The organism is Streptococcus sp. M334 (genome assembly GCF_000187745.1).
Taxonomy (GTDB): domain Bacteria; phylum Bacillota; class Bacilli; order Lactobacillales; family Streptococcaceae; genus Streptococcus.
The window spans coordinates 1-16,861 of the sequence record NZ_GL732493.1; the positions used below are offsets into that span (position 1 = coordinate 1).

17 protein-coding genes are annotated in these 16,861 nt (G+C 38.9%); 1 reads left to right on the forward strand and 16 read right to left on the reverse strand.

Features of this window, described 5'->3' with window-relative positions:
• Positions 1 to 450, forward strand: a 450-nt coding sequence (locus tag HMPREF0851_RS14040) for a DUF4368 domain-containing protein (protein ID WP_000303747.1), incomplete at its 5' end; no start/stop codon positions are given.
• Between the two features lie 59 nt (positions 451 to 509).
• Here the strand turns inward: HMPREF0851_RS14040 and mnmG are convergent.
• From mnmG to HMPREF0851_RS14115, 16 genes are all read right to left on the reverse strand, one after another.
• Complete coding sequence (mnmG, locus tag HMPREF0851_RS14045; protein WP_000221911.1) at positions 510 to 2,423, reverse strand: tRNA uridine-5-carboxymethylaminomethyl(34) synthesis enzyme MnmG; 1,914 nt, start codon at positions 2,421 to 2,423, stop codon at positions 510 to 512.
• Positions 2,413 to 2,844: an NUDIX hydrolase gene (locus HMPREF0851_RS14050; protein ID WP_000989467.1), complete on the reverse strand. Its 432-nt coding sequence runs from the start codon at positions 2,842 to 2,844 to the stop codon at positions 2,413 to 2,415. Before HMPREF0851_RS14050 ends, mnmG begins: the two co-directional genes overlap by 11 nt.
• An 8-nt stretch (positions 2,845 to 2,852) precedes the next feature.
• The gene (locus tag HMPREF0851_RS14055) at positions 2,853 to 3,308 is read right to left on the reverse strand and encodes an NUDIX hydrolase (RefSeq protein ID WP_000193657.1); all 456 of its coding nucleotides are present in this window, start codon (positions 3,306 to 3,308) and stop codon (positions 2,853 to 2,855) included.
• A gap of 140 nt (positions 3,309 to 3,448) precedes the next feature.
• On the reverse strand, positions 3,449 to 4,570 hold the full coding sequence (gene mnmA / locus HMPREF0851_RS14060; RefSeq protein ID WP_001282953.1) for a tRNA 2-thiouridine(34) synthase MnmA: 1,122 nt from the start codon (positions 4,568 to 4,570) through the stop codon (positions 3,449 to 3,451).
• A 160-nt stretch (positions 4,571 to 4,730) separates the two neighbouring features.
• Positions 4,731 to 6,122, reverse strand: coding sequence for an argininosuccinate lyase (gene argH / locus HMPREF0851_RS14065; protein ID WP_001107621.1), 1,392 nt, complete (start codon positions 6,120 to 6,122; stop codon positions 4,731 to 4,733).
• 29 nt (positions 6,123 to 6,151) lie between these two features.
• Positions 6,152 to 7,348, reverse strand: a complete 1,197-nt coding sequence (locus tag HMPREF0851_RS14070) for an argininosuccinate synthase (protein WP_009014443.1) — start codon at positions 7,346 to 7,348, stop codon at positions 6,152 to 6,154.
• Between the two features lie 16 nt (positions 7,349 to 7,364).
• Positions 7,365 to 8,171, reverse strand: coding sequence for an ABC transporter substrate-binding protein (locus HMPREF0851_RS14075; protein WP_001038480.1), 807 nt, complete (start codon positions 8,169 to 8,171; stop codon positions 7,365 to 7,367).
• A 206-nt stretch (positions 8,172 to 8,377) separates the two neighbouring features.
• Complete coding sequence (locus HMPREF0851_RS14080; protein ID WP_000571035.1) at positions 8,378 to 9,019, reverse strand: ABC transporter ATP-binding protein; 642 nt, start codon at positions 9,017 to 9,019, stop codon at positions 8,378 to 8,380.
• A complete protein-coding gene (locus HMPREF0851_RS14085) occupies positions 9,016 to 11,124 on the reverse strand; it encodes an amino acid ABC transporter permease (RefSeq protein WP_000723955.1) in 2,109 nt (702 codons plus the stop codon). The genes HMPREF0851_RS14080 and HMPREF0851_RS14085 overlap by 4 nt, the downstream gene beginning before the upstream one ends.
• A gap of 54 nt (positions 11,125 to 11,178) precedes the next feature.
• Positions 11,179 to 11,463, reverse strand: coding sequence for a lactococcin 972 family bacteriocin (locus tag HMPREF0851_RS14090; RefSeq protein ID WP_001230190.1), 285 nt, complete (start codon positions 11,461 to 11,463; stop codon positions 11,179 to 11,181).
• Between the two features lie 407 nt (positions 11,464 to 11,870).
• On the reverse strand, positions 11,871 to 12,743 hold the full coding sequence (locus HMPREF0851_RS14095; protein ID WP_000543078.1) for a helix-turn-helix domain-containing protein: 873 nt from the start codon (positions 12,741 to 12,743) through the stop codon (positions 11,871 to 11,873).
• Positions 12,744 to 12,978: 235 nt separating this feature from the next.
• Positions 12,979 to 13,566: a hypothetical protein gene (locus tag HMPREF0851_RS14100; RefSeq protein WP_001108832.1), complete on the reverse strand. Its 588-nt coding sequence runs from the start codon at positions 13,564 to 13,566 to the stop codon at positions 12,979 to 12,981.
• Between the two features lie 383 nt (positions 13,567 to 13,949).
• Positions 13,950 to 14,171: a hypothetical protein gene (locus HMPREF0851_RS16575; RefSeq protein ID WP_232197018.1), complete on the reverse strand. Its 222-nt coding sequence runs from the start codon at positions 14,169 to 14,171 to the stop codon at positions 13,950 to 13,952.
• Between the two features lie 60 nt (positions 14,172 to 14,231).
• The gene (locus HMPREF0851_RS16580; protein ID WP_232197019.1) at positions 14,232 to 14,555 is read right to left on the reverse strand and encodes a hypothetical protein; all 324 of its coding nucleotides are present in this window, start codon (positions 14,553 to 14,555) and stop codon (positions 14,232 to 14,234) included.
• 125 nt (positions 14,556 to 14,680) lie between these two features.
• Entirely contained in the window at positions 14,681 to 15,277 is a 597-nt protein-coding gene (locus HMPREF0851_RS14110; protein WP_000698453.1) for a response regulator transcription factor, read from the reverse strand.
• Positions 15,258 to 16,838 carry a hypothetical protein gene (locus HMPREF0851_RS14115; protein ID WP_000976180.1) on the reverse strand — a complete coding sequence of 527 codons (1,581 nt, stop codon included), beginning with the start codon at positions 16,836 to 16,838 and terminating at the stop codon, positions 15,258 to 15,260. Before HMPREF0851_RS14115 ends, HMPREF0851_RS14110 begins: the two co-directional genes overlap by 20 nt.
• Positions 16,839 to 16,861: the final 23 nt, after the last annotated feature.

Genomic DNA, 16,861 nt, shown 5'->3' on the forward strand with positions numbered 1-16,861 from the left:
CAAAGCCAAGCTCAATTCAGCAAAGATAACAAACGCCAGCGCCAGCAACTTCAAAAGGATGAGCACCGCTCTAAAGAGATTGACAATATCATTCATAAGCTTTATGAAGATAATCTACTTGGTAAAATTTCAGATGAACGCTTCGTGAAGCTAAGTCAGAGCTATGAAGAGGAACAGAAACAGCTTCAAACTTCCATTTCTGATTTAACTGAAAAACTCGCCAAACAACAAGAAGATAACTTGAATATCTCCAAGTTTATGACGAGAATTTTGAAATATACAGAGCTACCAGAACTAACCGTTGAGATAGTGAATGAACTGATTGACAAGATTGTGATTTATAAACCAACTGGCACGAAACGCAATCGAATTATTCAGATTGATATTTATTATAATTTCATCGGAAAACTAAACAATGAAAAAAGCGAGCCAAACGACTTGGCTCGCTAATATTAACCCAAATAACCAAACTGCTATGTGTCAGGTCAGCATTTCGGAGCTGTTTTTCTCTATGCTTTCTTTTCTTGATTTTTTGAAATACTACGATTTTTACCTTCCAGATACACCATCAAAATAGAAATATCTGCCGGGTTTACTCCCGAAATACGGCTGGCTTGTCCGATGGTTTCTGGATTGATGAGTTTGAACTTCTGACGAGCTTCCGTCGCGATAGAGTCAATGTCATCCCAATCAATATTGGCTGGAATGCGTTTTTCTTCCATACGTTTCATCTTGGCCACTTGATCCATGGCTTTGGAAATATAGCCTTCGTATTTGATTTCTGTTTCAATCAATTCGATAATCTTGTCATCCAAGTCCTCTGCTGCTGGTCCGATAAAGGCCACCACATCTTGGTAAGAAACTTCTGGACGGCGAAGAAATTCCTTGGCTGTCACTGCATCGGTCAACGGCTTGAAGCCCATCTCCTCAACCTTGGCATTGGTTTCCTTGACTGGCTTGAGTTTGATACTGTCGAGGCGCTTCATCTCATTGTCAAATTGATTTTTCTTGATTTCAAATCGAGACCAACGTTCATCATCCACAAGGCCAATATCGCGTCCCATCTCCGTCAAACGCATATCGGCATTGTCATGACGGAGAATGAGACGGTATTCAGCACGACTGGTCAAGAGACGGTAGGGTTCAATGGTTCCCTTGGTCACCAAGTCATCAATCATGACCCCGATATAACCGTCACTGCGCTTCAAAATCAATTCAGGCTTGCCTTGGATTTTCAGAGCCGCATTGATACCCGCGATAATCCCTTGGCCTGCTGCCTCTTCGTAACCTGACGTTCCATTTGTCTGACCAGCAGTAAAAAGTCCTGAGATTTTCTTGGTTTCCAGAGTCGCACGCAACTGGTGAGGCAAGACCATGTCATACTCAATGGCATAACCTGTTCGCATCATCTCTGCGTTTTCCAAACCTTTGATAGAATGAACCAGCTCACGCTGGACATCCTCAGGCAGACTGGTTGAAAGTCCTTGGACATAGACTTCCTCTGTATTGCGCCCTTCTGGCTCAAGGAATAGTTGGTGACGTTCCTTGTCCGCAAAGCGCACAATCTTATCCTCAATCGACGGGCAGTAACGAGGTCCCACTCCCTTGACCACACCTGTAAACATAGGTGCACGGTGGAGGTTATTTTGGATAATCTCATGACTGGTACCATTGGTATAGGTCAACCAGCATGGCACCTGATCCTTGACATAGTCCTCATCACGTGAAGTATATGAGAAGTGATTTGGCGCTTCGTCCCCTGGCTGAATCTCTGTCACATCGTAATTGATAGAAGAAGCCTTGACACGTGGAGGGGTTCCTGTCTTGAAACGACCGATTTCGAGGCCTAGTTCCTTGAGGTTGTCAGCAAGGTTAATAGAAGCTAGACTGTGATTAGGACCTGACGAGTACTTGAGGTCTCCGATGATGATTTCCCCACGGAGGGCAGTCCCTGTCGTCACGATAACAGCCTTAGCAGCATACTCTTGATGGGTCGCTGTACGAACACCGACAACTTTGCCGTCTTCCACCAAAATCTCATCAATCATGGTCTGACGAAGGGTCAGATTTTCTTGATTTTCAACTGTCTTGCGCATTTCCTTAGAGTAAAGCTCCTTGTCAGCCTGCGCACGAAGAGCACGGACAGCAGGACCCTTACCTGTGTTGAGCATCTTCATCTGGATGTAAGTCTTGTCAATGGTCTTAGCCATTTCACCACCGAGGGCATCGACTTCACGCACAACAATTCCCTTGGCAGAACCACCGATAGAGGGGTTACAAGGCATGAAAGCCAGCATTTCAATGTTGATAGTCGCAAGCAAGACCTTACAGCCCATACGGCTAGCAGCTAAGGAAGCCTCGACCCCAGCGTGTCCTGCACCGATTACAATAATATCATATTCTTCAGTAAAATTATATGTCATTTCTTAACCTTTCAAAAATTTCTCGCAAATAAGGAACTAACTTCTCCTCCTCTAGAGCTTGATCCATAGTAACCCATTTAAAGTGTGTATGCTCTTCAGGATCTAATCTGATAATCGGCTTCTCCCCAACCCACTCTGCTTTATAAACTAAGCGAGTAAAGACAGTATCCTTAGAGGTATCCAGTTGACTATCTTCGTGAAGAAGTTTGAGCGAACTGCTATCTAGCCTAACTCCCGCTTCTTCAATGCATTCTCTAAGAGCTCCATCTCGCGGAAGTTCACCCTTTTCAACCCCGCCACCAGGAATATCCCAGTAAGTTGGATAAACATTGGGTTGTCCTCTTTTAATTTCCGAACGCTGAATGAGCAAATAATCATCACCACTATGAACAAGTACATGGGCAATAAGCTTAACCATCATTTTCTCTCCTATTCCTCAAGATGAATGTGTCTTAGTTGGCCGTCCCAATCGGGTAAGGCTGTTTTTAAAAAGGCTGGGACTAGTTGAAAATCCTGGAGCTGGTCCAAATCAATCCATTCACAGGGCTGCGTTTTTTCATCTTCCTGCATGGTCAATGGGGCATCCTCAAGCAAGTCCACCAGATAATGAAACTCAACGTTGTGATAGGAAACACCGTCCTGTTCAAAACGATTTTCAACTACGAAAGCTAGCTGGCCAGCTTGAGCTTTGACACCCAGTTCTTCCCTCACTTCACGGACTACCGCGTCTTCCGTGCTTTCATTGACTTGAATCGCACCACCAATAGTGTAATACTTGCCCTTGTCTTTGGTAACTAGGAGCTTGCGATTTTGAAGAATCAAAGCTGTCGCCCGAACTCCAAAAACCGTATTTCCTACTCTTGTCCGAAAGTCTTGCTGAGTCATTCTTGTCCTTTCCCTTAAACGACACAAAAACAGTCAAAACTCCAAAGAAGTGCAGGACAAAAAAGCCTGCAACATCCATGAGCTTTGACCATCATTTCTATTGCTTTTATTATTGTAGCAAATTGAGAAAATTTGTCAATCTAAATGTACTGACAAACTTGTCCATCGCGGTAGGCATTGTCAATCAAACCACCACCTAGACACTCTTCGCCATCGTAAAAGACAACTGCCTGTCCTGGTGTAATCGCGCGTTGCGGTTCCGCAAAGATGACCTCTGCCTTGTCTCCTTTGACATGGACAGTCACCTTAGAATCAGGCTGACGATAGCGGAATTTAGCCGTACATTCGAGCGTAAACTCCTCTGGCATATCACGAGTAAAGTGGACTTGGCTAGCCTCTAGGCTGGTTGACATGAGCGAATCATGGTAGAAACCTTGGCCGACATAGAGAATATTCTTGCTTAGGTCTTTTCCGACAACGAACCACGGCGCGTTGTCACCACCGTGTTGGCCACCGATACCGAGACCGCCACGCTGACCAATCGTATAGTACATAAGACCTGCATGCTCTCCCATATCGCGACCATCTACAGTCATCATGCGACCAGGCTGAGCTGGCAGGTAGTTGCTGAGGAAGTTTTTAAAGTTCTTTTCTCCGATAAAGCAAATCCCTGTCGAGTCTTTCTTCTTAGCAGTCGCAAGGCCTGCTTCTTCTGCTAGTCTGCGTACTTCAGGTTTTTCCAAATGTCCCAAGGGGAACATGGTTTTTTGGAGTTGTTCTTGCGAAAGTTGGCTGAGGAAATAGGTTTGGTCCTTGCCATTGTCCACGCCACGAAGCATGTGAACTGTCCCATCCTCATCACGCGCCACTCGGGCATAATGCCCCGTCGCAACATAATCTGCCCCCAAGGTCATAGCATAGTCCAAAAATGCCTTGAACTTGATTTCCTTGTTACACATAACATCTGGATTTGGTGTGCGCCCTGCACGGTATTCCGCTAGGAAATACTCGAAAACGCGGTCCCAGTACTCTTTTTCAAAGTTGACAGAGTAGTAGGGAATGCCAATCTGATCTGCTACGGCAGCCACATCCTTGTAATCTTCGGTCGCCGTACAGACGCCGTTTTCATCTGTGTCATCCCAGTTCTTCATGAAGATACCGATCACATCGTAGCCCTGCTCCTTGAGAAGAAGAGCCGTCACTGACGAATCAACACCACCACTCATCCCCACGACAACACGTGTTTTAGAGTTATCACTCATGGTAAGTCTCCCATCTATTCGTTTATTCACGATTGAAGGTCGTGTGTGCTTCACGATTGAAGGTCGCTTGAGCAGTATTCATTATAACATGCTTGGTTGGAGAAGACAAGAAAGAGGCTGATAAATCATCTCAGCCTCTCTTTCTTACTTTGCAAACGAATCAATTTTTCCCTTTAAGTTCTTTCTTAGCTTGTTCTATCTGGTATTTCACTTGGTCAAATCCTGTACCTCCCAAAGAATTTCGTCTTTGAACAGCAGTTTTAGGTTGCAAGTAGACATAGATATCCTCGGCAATGAGGGAATGATAGGTTTGTAATTCCTCCAAAGTCCAATCTTGAATATTTTTAGCAGACTTGATAGAGTCTAGCACTAATCTTCCTACAACCTCATGAGCTTCTCTAAATGGCAAGCCTTTTCCTGCCAAATAATCTGCCAACTCAGTCGCATTTGAAAAGTCCTTCTCTGTAGACTCTTGCATTTTTTCCTTGTTTACCTGCAAGCTAGATAACATACCTGCCAACACATCAAGGGAATTTAAAATCGTTTCAACCGTATCAAACATTCCTTCCTTATCCTCTTGCAAATCCTTATTATAAGCTAAAGGCAAGGACTTCATGACTGTCAATAGCCCAAACAGATTCCCATAAACTCTACCAGTCTTTCCTCGAATCAACTCAGCCATATCTGGATTTTTCTTTTGGGGCATAATAGAGGAACCTGTTGTAAACGTATCTGACAAGGTAATGAATTGATACTCAAAACTACACCAATTTATCATTTCTTCACAAAAACGGCTCATATGCATCATGAGTATGCTGGCATTGGACAGAAATTCTAAGATAAAATCGCGGTCACTAACAGCATCCAAAGAATTTGTATAAGGTTGCTTAAACTCTAACAAATCGCTAGACAATTGGCGATCAATGGGGAAAGTCGTTCCTGCCAAAGCTGCCGCACCTAGAGGGCATAGGTCTGTATGCTTCTGGTTAAATTCAAAACGTTCACTGTCTCTCTGAAACATATTGTAGTAAGCCATCAGGTAGTGGGCAAAACTAATAGGCTGGGCATGTTGCAGATGGGTATAGCCCGGCATAATAGTCTCCACATGATTTTCCGCCAAGTCTAATAAAACACCCTTGAGATGAGCCAGTTTATCTAGGACATAGCCTAGTTGCTCCTTGAGATACAAGTGCATATCTGTCGCTACTTGGTCATTTCGAGAACGAGCTGTATGTAACTTCCCTGCAAGGGGACCAATTTTTTCTGTCAGCAATACTTCCATATTCATATGAATATCTTCGTTTGCGATATCAAAGTCAAGTTGGCCTGCCTCTAGCTCTTCTAAAAGCTCTTTCAACCCTTCTTGAATCTTTTCTGATTCCTTCAAACTCAAAATGCCCGTCTGGCCCAACATCTGAACGTGGGCTAAAGAACCAATCACATCAAATTTAGCTAATTTCTGGTCAAAAGATATACTCGCACCAAAGCGCTCTACCCAGTCTTCAACAGTACCTTCAAAGCGACCACCCCATAATTTTGTATTCTTAGCCATATCACCATCCACCTCTCTAGCCAATCGTCCTATTTGGCGCTTTTTTGAACCTCAGAATGAACCTTGGTTGGAAGTCCCCACAACTTAATAAAGCCAACAGCCGCATCTTGGTCAAAGGTATCTGCACTAGTATAAGTCGCCAAATTTTCATCGTAAAGTGAATTTGGTGATTTCCGAGCCACGACCTGAGCACTCCCCTTATACAGTTTAACTTTTGCAGTCCCATTGACAACTTTTTGAGTTTCTTTAATATAAGCAATCAAGGCTTGTGTAGCCGGACTAAACCACAAAGCATTATAAATGAGATCTGATAATTCATTTTCTATGATTGGTTTAAAATGAGCCACTTCTCTCACAAGCGTCAAATCCTCAATTTCCTTATGAGCTGTCAGCAAGGTCACTGCCCCTGGGCATTCATAGATTTCTCTTGATTTAATCCCAACCAAACGATTTTCCACGTGGTCAATCCGTCCAACCCCATGTTTTCCAGCTATTTCATTGAGTTTTTGAATCAAATCTGCCAATTTTAGCCCTTCTCCATTGAGGGAAACTGGAACGCCTTCACTAAACTCAATCTCAATGTATTCTGGCATATCTGGAGCTTTCTCTGGAGAAGTTGTGATGCCAAAGGCTTCTTCTGGAGCCTGATTCCATGGATTTTCCAAAATACCACACTCATTGGCACGTCCCCAAAGATTTTGGTCGACAGAGTAGGGATTGTCAAGGTCAGCAGGAACAGGTACCCCATTTTCCTTGGCATAATGAATTTCTTCCTCCCGAGACCATTTCCATTCACGAACTGGCGCAATCACTTTTAAATTGGGATCCAAGGCTGCAATCGATACTTCAAAACGCACTTGGTCATTCCCCTTACCTGTACAACCATGAGCAATTGTAGTCGCTCCTGTCTGATGCGCGATTTCAACCAATTTTTTAGAAATAAGAGGACGGCTCAAGGCAGATACCAAGGGGTACTTTTGTTCATAGTAGGCATGTGATTGAAGAGCCACTAGCACATAATCTGTAGCAAATTCGTCCTTAACATCAATGACATAAGATTCGACTGCCCCAACCTTGAGAGCCTTATCATGGATGAAATCTAAGTCTTTCCCTTCACCCACATCCATACAAACTGCAACAACATCATAGTCTTTCTTTAGCCAGGTAATAGCAACTGATGTGTCTAAACCGCCAGAATAGGCCAAAATTACTTTTTCTTTACTCATGTTCTTTTCCTTCTTTCTATTTTTCAATGGACGCTTTAAATGCATCCTCAATGAGTTTGTCTAATTCTCCAGACTCCTTCAACTTTTGAATGGTTTTATCAACTGCCTCTTTCAATTCCTTGCTATCTTTTTTCATGGCGACCGCGTAGGAATCATCTTGCTCTTTTTCAAAATTGAGGTCTGCAATTGCTAAATCAGGATTATTTTCCACAAATCCCTTGGCAACAGGTTCTTCAAAGATAACGGCATCCACTTGTCCTGATTTTAAATCTGTGATTAAATTCCCATTTTTAGGCAGAGATACGAGTGAAGAATTTTGTAGCAGGTCTTTCGCCATTGTCTCTTGAATCGAACCTTTCTGCGCTCCGACCTTTTTCTGCGCTAAGTCGTTGACAGACTGATAAGTGGCTAAATCAGATTTTTTGACAATGAGCTTATTTTTTGAAGTATAGTAGGGAGTTGAAAAATCGAATACCTTGCTCCGTTCATCTGTCTTAGAAACACCAGATATGGCAAGATCGGCTTTTCCTGATTGAACACTAGCCAGTACATTGTCAAAACTCATGGGAGATAGTTCCAATTCGACACCTAGTTCTGTTGCGATAGCCTTGGCTAATTCGATATCTGAACCCACAATCTGATTTTTCCCATCAACCACTTTTTGGTATTCAAATGGAGCAAAATCTGGATTGAGGGCTACAACCAATTTTCCTTTGGACTTGATAGCTTCAATTCCAGCCGATTGATTGTTACTACAAGCAAATAGTAGGGGGAGCATCACTAAACCAAACATCGTCATCAACACCTTCTTCATCTTATTCATAACAAAGCCTCCTTTATGTTTATTCTTTTTGGTTGTATAAATAATACTCCTATGTTCATCGTTTGTCAAGCCTAAATTGGAAAAATTTTCAATTTGAAACAAAAAAACCTAGAAATACTACATAAAAATGTCATTCCTAGGCGTATTTATGCTATTTCTCTCTAGAAAACATGAGTATTCAGCCAATCAAAAGAAGCCGAACGAACTCATTTCCCCTCGCCCAATTCAATGATCCGATGACATTGTTGGGCTACATAAGCATCGTGGGTCACAATAATAACTGTTTTCCCCTCGCGATTCATCTCTAAGAGAAACTTCAAGACTAAATCTCTATTTTCAGGATCCAGAGAACCTGTTGGTTCATCGGCTAAAATCAGCTGGCTGGGTTTTAAGATGGCTCTAGCAACTGCAATTCGTTGTTGTTCGCCACCAGATAACTCGGAGACCTTTTGATGCAAAGTAGCTGACAAACCTACTCTCTCTAAAATCTCTTCCACCTTTTTAATCTTGTCTTTCTTAGACAATTTCACATATTTCAGCGCCAACATAAGATTGTACTCGACCGTTTCATCATCAATCAGGGCAAAATTTTGAAACAGATAAGAGATATGCTCACGGATTATTGTTTGCGACTTAGCAGAATTGACCGCTAGATTTGTCTGACCAAAAATCTCATACCGTCCGCTATAATCACCATCTATCAAACCTAATAAATTTAACAAGGTCGACTTACCACTGCCACTCTTGCCAACAATGGCAACCAAATCTCCCTGATCAATCCTGAGAGACAAGTGAGCCAAAATCACTTTTCCTCCAATGGTTTTGGTAATATTTTCTAACTCAATCATAAGATGCCCCCTTTCAATAATTCTACTAGACTTCTTTTCTCCATCCTAGAAGCCAAGACTAGCACAAATAGTATATCCAGACATGTAAAGCCTGCAAACAGCAGGAGTGGCAAGAGCGCATGGGCAAAGAAAATCAATACTAGAAGAGGGAGACTATAGCCCAACAAGAGCAAAACGAGGAGAGGGCGGTAGCGATCGACCAGTTTCCACCCCATAAATTTCTTGGTAATGATGTCCCTGCGCTTCAATAAGAAAGTTGTTACTAGTAAGAAGTAGGAAATCATCATGCTAAGGAGACCAAACAAAGCAAAGAGTATATTAAGATTTCGAACTGCATCTCGATAAGAATCTACTTTCTCTTGTTGAATGGCTTGAAGCGATGAAAATTTTAAATAATTCCCATCTGATAATTTCTCAACTAACTCCGTAATCACTTTTTGATTTTGTTCTGTATTTTCAACTTTCATCGGGTTGTTTAAACCTGTCGTTGACAAGCGAGTCTTTTCTTCCCACATCATGTCTTGATCATTTACCAGACTAATAATTGGATTGTGGAGATTTTCCTTTCGCTCATTATTATAAGGGAAGAATGACCAATCTCCTTCATAGTAGGCAATTTCTACATCCATATCTTCTATTGTTTGCTTTTGCTGATCTTCATACCTCAGAGAAAGATAGGCGATGGATTTTCCCAAGAACTGATTCTTACCTTCTTGTCCTTTATCACTGGCTGGCATTAAAATAACTTTTTTAGTGCTGTTATCTGGTAACTTGAATCCCTTGCTCTTTAGAAAATTGCTATTAGCATAGTAAACATCTACCTTATCAGGCAGTTGGTACTGCTGTACTTGTTCAGCTTTGATGACTGGTTTGATAGGAAGACTCGCACTTCGCACATAATTTACTTGTATTTTTGCTAGCAAATCTTGATAAAATTGGTAGAAATAATCTGTAGATTTCCCTGACCCTGCTAGCTCTTCTTGCCACAGGTTATCATTGAGTTGGAAGGTTTCTAAGGTCAAGTAATTCCCTTGGCTTACCCACTGTTGCTGATAAGCAAGTTCTTTGTTTTCTTGTTCTAGACTTCTGCCTACCCCAATCAGTAAGGCCGTCAGTAAAATAGTTGTCCCTATTTTCATCACATAATTGAAGATAAGACCAAGTTTGACAGATGAAAAACCTTTCAACATGGAACTAACTGTCATTTTCTGAATCATCAGGTAGGTCAGCCAACTGATGAACAAATACAACTGTAAAAGCAGAAATTGGGATAAGAGTAAACTTGGGAACAGAAGTTTTGGCCTGTAGTCCAGCACTAAAAATAGTCCCAAGTCAATGACAAGACTTCCACCCAAGAGAAGATAAAAATTAGTTTTTACAAAACCAGCTAAAATCGCCCCGCTTTGAAAACCAAGTAACTTTTGAACCCCCACTCGTTTCATCTCCATCATCGGCTGATAAACTGTTACTAACACAAGAAGTAAAATAGCCAAGACAAAAACAATGGCAGATAAAAGCAAATCTCGATTTATGACTTCCACTGCACTTTTATAGGTAGGCTCTAGCAAGGTAGCCTGGTCTATCTTGAAAAAATCGCTCCATTTCTGTACAATCCTATCCTTATCCATCTCTTGTGTAGAAGTTATCGTATAGCGACCATTTAAACTACGAGATGTATCCTTGATATAGGTTTGAAAAGTTATAAGCTGAATAGGCTTGACTTTTAGAAAGGTCGGTATCGTACCAAGTTTATTAGAAATTTCTTTATTACTGTAGACTCCTTCACCATCTGTGGTAAAATCAAGAGAAGAAATCCCAAACTCTTGGTAGGGGAAGGTATCTTTATCAAAAACACCAGACTTGATTACCTCATCACCACTGTCTGTTTTGATGATGGAGACTTTGTACTCCTTTGATACATCCTCAAAAAATCGAAGAACAGACGCTGCAGGTTCGTTAATATCTTTCAAATACAAATCCAAAGAATCTACAGTCTTTCCCATTTCCCGAATCCGAACCGCTTCACGTGTGTAGTTTACATTAAAAACAAAAAAAGTGGTACACAGCAACAGCAGAAACATACAAAGATGACTGATTTTTTTCATAAAAGTACCTCCACTAAAGTTTTCCCTCTCCTAATAGGAGAGGGAAAATTTCACTTAAAATCCATAGAAATATTCTAATCCTGTTGGCGGAATTTTATTAAGGGAAGCTTGAGCCCAAACCTCGGGATCTTCACGATCCTTAGAGATTCTACCTCCATGCTTGACAGTTGCTGTATGAGATCGAGTAGAATGTAAATAATCAGAATATCCAAAAGTTCCTGTCCAACCTACTCCATAGTTCCATTGACCACCATCAACCCATTCTGCTAAAGCATTTGTAGTAGCAAGTATACCACATACCATTAAAGATGCAACACCAATTCTAACTAATTTTCTCATGATTTATTTCTCCTATTATCGAGAGCTGTTCCGTAAAAACAGCTATAGTAATTTATCAACAAGTATCGTAGTCCATTGGACTCACCTTCCTTCTATCTCATTTCATTTTAAACAACGAACTTACTCTTAACTGGGAGAATAGTACGCTCCTGTATCAATACCTTGAACAACTAGAGTAGTACTAATAAAACTCCGACTATTACTCAGTAGAATTAGCACAATAAGCAAAATAGATAGCGCTTTCAAATATTCGAATTTTAATTTTCCCATCTTGCCACCTTCTTTCACCTATATTATAAGTCAATATATATAAGCTGTCAAGTAATTAAAGTAAAAAATCATATATTTTTTTAAAAAAGAATTATAGTTATCTTTTTTACACGTAAAAAAGATAGCTTCTGCTATCCTTATACATTCTCTGACTGCTTATCCATCAGATATTGTTCTACCTTGAGTGCCATAACTTCATTATTTTCAATTAGATAGAGCACCTTAGCTTTCATATAATAGTCCTTAGCAACAGAGAGATCAAGATCCTCTGTTACATTTCCCAACAAACAATATAAATCTGCTAGCCTAAAGCTACTATGATACTTGTTACAAAATTCAATCATCTCCAATAATAGCGCTCTGGACTTATCCATCTCCTCCTGTTTCCAAAGGTGGTAACAATAATTGTATTTTATTTTGATATACAACTCAATTTGTTCACGCACACTGGTATCGATTTTTGAAAGAGCTACGGAAACCTGATCATATAGTTGTTCAAATTTCTCCTTATCCTCATCATAGCCTAAAAAAATCAGCAGGGTATTCAAAATATACAAGTAGTCCACTTTCTCAATACTAATTCTACTGAGGATGTCTTCTATTTTTGAAATAGCTAGTTTTAATTGATGTTCACATTGATAGGTTAGAATGGCATCTATCCAGTCCAGATAAATCTTTTCATCAAAAGATAAAGAAGTCTGTTGCTTTCTCTCTCCCTCAAAAGCATATTTCAAAGAGGCATAATCTTGATTTTCCAACAATGTTTCAGACAATCTCTTGAAAGCAGACAAGCCTAGAAACTCTTTCGAAATTTCTCCTGAAAAGAAATAGTCCATATTTAAGCCCATTTTTTCAGATAATTTATATAACAAATCTGCTCCTGGCATATATTTGCCTTGTTCCATTCGACTTATCTGAGTTTGTTGGCAAATTCCTTCTGCCAATTCTTTTTGCGACCAGCCCAGCTCTTTTCGCTTATTTTTTAATCTTGTTGCTAATAATGCATGCATGCTAACCACCACTATTTATATTCTATAAAAACATTATACTACTTTTTTGAGAAGATTATGACATATTGTCTACAAAGAGTGAACAGATTTCCCTACATGTAAGCAAAAAGAGGCTGGGAAAAACTAACTTTCCAATAAAACCACACAGTGATTTCAGTCTTGAATACAATCAAGTTGAAAGAAACACTGTGTGGTTTTTGAATGTTTAGAGGTCAGTTTTTAGAGTAATTGTCTATCAGAATGTTCTTTTATCTGTCAATAATCCTAAAAAATCTTGTCTCTTCAAGTCGGAGAAATGTTTGGTAGAAAGACTTCCTTTTTGAAGTCCATCATCTCTAACCTGTAAATAATAACTATGTTGGCTTGTTTTAATTGTCAAAAAATCGCCAAATATAAAAACTCTTTTCCAGTTGCGAATCTCAAATTCTTTCATCTCTGATTTTGGAATGCGGATAAGTCCTTGTCGCAAATCACGATGGTGCTCACTTGTGAAAGTCATCCCATTCCCAAGATTTCTTATCAGTAGTTCATCTGGAGTCACCATCACCAGCGCTATTTTAGTTAAGAAAATTTCAACTGTTGGTGGTAAAATCGCCAAATTAAACCAGGGATGTAGGTAGCGATAGGCTAAGAAATAATGAGGCTCCTCACCCAATCCTAGTTGTTTATATAAGGCCTTGACCTCACTATCTAACCTCGCTTCAAAAGACACATCCGAATGCGCTTCTTCCTTCTTCTGATTAAAATAACGCATCCAGACTAGAAAACCTATAAAGACTATAATAAATATTCCTGATAAGAGATATTTTACATTGTAGTTCATCACTTAACCTCCTGATTCACTACTCCACTTAAAGCAGAGGCCTATTTATTTTGAAAATAGTTCCATCACAACTTTAAATAAGACGGGTGTCATTAAAATTAGGATAATTCCTATCACAAATATCATGACTACTCGAAAAAGCTCCTTATTTTTAAACATTTTTCCACCCCTTTTCTAGTTACATCATAATACTCGAACAAATACAAAGTTAAGAATACCGTTTTTTGGCAGCGTTTACACAACTCGTTTCACCTATATTATAAATCAACATATATAACCTGTCAAGTAATCAAGGTATGGAATTAGATATTTTTAAAAAAAGGATTATAATTATATTTTGCACATAAAAAAGATAGCTTCTGCTATCCTTATACATTCTCTGACTACTTATCCATCAGATATTGTTCTACCTTGAGTGCCATAACTTCATTATTTTCAATTAGATAGAGCACCTTAGCTTTCATATAATAGTCCTTAGCAACAGAGAGATCAAGATCTTCTGTTACATTTCCCAACAAACAATATAAATCGGCTAACCTAAAGCTACTATGATATTTGTTACAAAATTCAATCATCTCCAATAATAGCGCTCTGGACTTATCCATCTCCTCCTGTTTCCAAAGGTGGTAACAATAATTGTATTTTATTTTGATATACAACTCAATTTATTCACGCACACTGGTATCAATTTTTGAAAGGGCTACGGAAACCTGATCATATAGTTGCTCAAATTTCTCCTTATCCTCATCATAGCCTAAGAAAATCAGCAGGGTATTCAAAATATACAAATAATCCACTTTATCAATACTAATCCTACTGAGGATGTCCTCTATTTTTGAAATAGCTAGTTTTAATTGATGTTTACATTGATAGGTTAGAATAGCATCTACCCAGTCCAGATAAATCTTTTCATCAAAAGATAAGGAAGTCTGTTGCTTTCTTTCTCCCTCAAAAGCATATTTCAAAGAGGCATAATCTTGATTTTCCAACCTATATAAACTTTTATTTCTATGTAAAGGATTTTTTAAAAAGGGGTAAGTAATAATCACTTCCGCAACCATCCTCACTCAAATTTGATTAAAGATTTCTAAACAATAGGACAATAACTTATCAATTATTCGGGCGAGAAGTAACCCAGTTGCTCCGCAACATGAATAGCTTCCTGTCTACTGGATACTCCTAATTTTGAAAAGATATTTGCAAGATGATTTGAAACAGTTCTCTTACTCACATAGACTTTTTCACAAATATCATCTATGGTCAGACCATTTCGGACTAGTTCTAACATCTCTATTTCACGGGAAGTCAAGACATCTACCACTACTTCATCTGAAAAAATCTTTCCTCCCTGATAAATCCTTAGCAAGTTTTGAAGTAATTCCTCTGGACCAATACTCTTATCCAAAAAGCCCCAGGCCCCCATTATCTTGGCACGATACTCATACATTCTTTTGCTGTATCCTGTCAAGATAACAATTTTAGCGGAGCAACCATTTTCAATAATCGTTTGAGCTAAAGACAACCCATCCTCCTGATACAAACTCGTCAAATTTATGTCGATGAGCACAATATCATAATCATCATAAGAAAAGTCCAAGACAGAAGAAAAATCATCCATCAAATCCACCCTTTCAATGACCTCTGATAATTCCAAAATCAGTTTGATGCTCTGGCTAAACAATTTATGATCATCAACCAACAAAATTTTCATAACATAGCTCCTTATCAATCGGTAATACAATAATAACACGAAAAATACCATTCTCATCTAAAGTATCCATCTTACCACCTAAAACATTTAATTTATTTGCCATATTTTTCAGTCCGTATCCCAGAGAAGGTTCTTTAGTAGAGACAGATTTATTTTTAGAAACTAGAAAAATAGTATCCTGTTTCACCTCGATTTCCAAAGAAATCTCTCCTCCTTGTGAATATTTGACCGCATTGGTAATTAACTCCTCAACAAAACGGTAGACAAGTTTATCATAGGGAGTCATTAAAGAAAATTTAGGTGGAAAGTGTACCACCACTGAACTTTCTTTCTTATATCTTTTCTCTATTCTATCAATGAGTGCCTGATATTTTTTTGCCAGCGGCTCATCTATCTCACTCATGGGCTGATAATAATCCATTCGCTCTCTGATTCGTTGCACCAGTTCTTCGGTAACAAGATTTATTTGATTACCAAACATCTCATTATTACTGTAAGTATTGAAATTCTTAATAGCCATCACACTTTGTAAAATTTCATTGTGTAGAAATTCTGAAAATTGCTGCTCCACAACCTCGTTAGAAAGAAGATTGTTAACCATTCTATTCCGCTTCAAAAATAGAATCTCCAGATAATCTTTCGCATCTTTCATATTCGATACATGAAACAAGCGAATGCATTCTTCGGCAACGATTCCCATGATAAGCAAGACTAGATTTAGGATTAATACACTCACATTCAAATCTAATTGAAAGACAATAAACGAAAGCAGTAACAATCCTCCTACTACAAAAAATAAGCGTATAAAAGCCTTTAAATAGGATAATTTCAATTCAGCAATCTTCTTTTTAAAGGACGTAAATATTGTCTTGAAATGTAAAAAAGTTAGGATAGACAATACTTCAACATACCAAACTAAATTTAAAACACCCGCTCCTGTCGTATTAACATACGATACAATATATGAAATAGGTAAGACAACCGAAAGGATTATAACATTTCGCCTTTGGAAAGCTAGTACATTTCTCAACTCTTTTCGATACAAGAGTAATAAAATCAAAGGAACAAATGTAAGAAAAAAAGTAGTGAAAAGTGATAGGAATAAAAATAACGGAAAATAAATAAAGTAAGAAAAAACTGTAATAACAGTTAATGCTAATGAAACATCCACTAATTCTTTTCCAACCTGTTCTCCTAATAAAATAATTGAAAGAGAACTATAAACCAATAAAAATGAATTGATGGGATTCAGTATGTCAAAAAAATGCAACAAAGTGTTACTTGTTCCTTGTTGAAAGATGCCTTGCCAACTGACCAAAGCTAGCAAAAAGATAGTCCATAATTTTAATTCACTATGTCGAAAGGTAGTAAAGTTACAAACATAGCTGGACACAATCAACAAAATCACAAGTATTACGGAGAACTTTTGCATGAGACCACTTGCATAATAAATAGGAACTCTATAGTATATGTAGAACATCAAGATCAAGTGATTCAGCAAAGTTAATTGCCACAACCATAATGAATGATTAGAAATGATTTTTACAATTTTTTTCATCATAATCATCTCCCTCTATTTTATAA